At 56.7% G+C, this 1378-nt stretch carries 1 protein-coding gene and 1 pseudogene; both read right to left on the bottom strand.

Features of this window, described 5'->3' with window-relative positions; genetic code table 11:
* Window positions 1-123: 123 nt before the first annotated feature.
* Entirely contained in the window at window positions 124-1155 is a 1032-nt protein-coding gene (locus tag RI563_RS09620; protein ID WP_310694161.1) for a 4Fe-4S binding protein, read from the bottom strand.
* A gap of 1 nt (window position 1156) precedes the next feature.
* A pseudogene (locus RI563_RS09615) lies at window positions 1157-1378 on the bottom strand (hypothetical protein); the annotation flags it as partial.

The following is a 1378-nucleotide window of genomic DNA, read 5'->3' as shown; positions in this document are numbered from 1 at the left end:
TCAATTCTCAGTCCGCAAATAAACGCGAATGAACGCCAATGTACATTGGCTTTTTATTAAAAAATACTTGCGTCTATTTGCGTTCATTAGCGGACTGACAAATCCTCTATGTTAATAGCTCATTTAACGGCGATAGCACCCTGTCGGCACGTCGGGCTTGATGCCGAAATCGCGCTCGGAGGTATCTTTTGCGCATTCGTCCTGGATCCATTGCAGCAGGGGCGTCTGGATCTTGCCGCTGTTGCCCGGGCCGCCGGCCTGGACCTGCTCGCAGGCTTCGAGGCACTGGGCACACTCGGTGCAGGTAAACATGTGGCGCTTGATATCCCGCGGCTTGAGTCGCATCGGGCAGGCCTGTTCACAGGCGGCGTTGCAGGTCCGGCAATCGGCAGCGCGGCTGCGATCGAAGCCGACCACCATAGCCTTCTTGTTGGCCATCCAGGCGATACTCTGGAACACGCCCACGGCACAGGCAAAGCGGCAGAACAGATGGCGCGCGAACAGAAACTCGACACTCAGGGCGATCGTCGCCGCGCCAAGGAAAATGGTTTCGTTGCGGGTCAGTTCCAGATTGATCAGGTGGGAGTAAACCTCTGCCGGTGGCAACAGATAAGTGAGAAACACCACCGCCCATAAAAAGGCAAAGCCGATCGCCGCGATCCAGACCAGCGGCCAGAGGCTGCGCCGCACGGGAACATAACGCCCGTCGGGGCGCAGCTCGTCGGATTTCTGTTTATCCCAGATGCTGAACTTGCCACTGGCGCGGCGCATCAGGTTATTGATGGTTTCCACCACCGAAAAATGGGGGCACAGCCAGCCGCAATAGAGACGCCCGTACTTCCAGGCGGTATAGATAAACGCGCCGGCCACCAGCAGCAGGGGGAGAAAACCACGCCAGACCAGATTCCATGTGGCCTGAGCCGTGCTCAATTCACCGCTTTGCCAGCCGGCCAGCCCCAGGGTCCAGTCCTGACCAAACAGGATCAAATGCCCCAGGGTCAGATCGATGCGAAAGATGTCGAATACCGGCGCCAGAATAAACAGCAAGAAAAAGCCTACCTGATACAGCCGACGTTTGCGCTGCACGCGTGAATAACGGCCATCGCGATTCAGTGCATCGAACTGCACAAACTGCGTATCACCCTGATTTTTCACTCTACAGTCCATGACACTTTTTACCGACCAGTGGGTATTCAAACGGTTTGCCGGCCATGGCTTTGGCCAGCCCGATGGTGCCGAGAATGACCAGCGTGGTATGCACGACGGTAAAATAGAGCACCAGCACCACCCAGGTATAGGCGGCGTCATAACCGCCCAGTAACAGGATGGCGATGTTGGCCAGAATCAGCAGAACACCCGCCCAGAGACTGGCGAACAG

Origin of the sequence: Thiohalophilus sp., assembly GCF_031581315.1 — a bacterium.
In the GTDB taxonomy this organism is placed as follows: Bacteria; Pseudomonadota; Gammaproteobacteria; order UBA6429; family Thiohalophilaceae; genus Thiohalophilus.
This window is presented reverse-complemented; position numbering and strand designations above follow the sequence as displayed.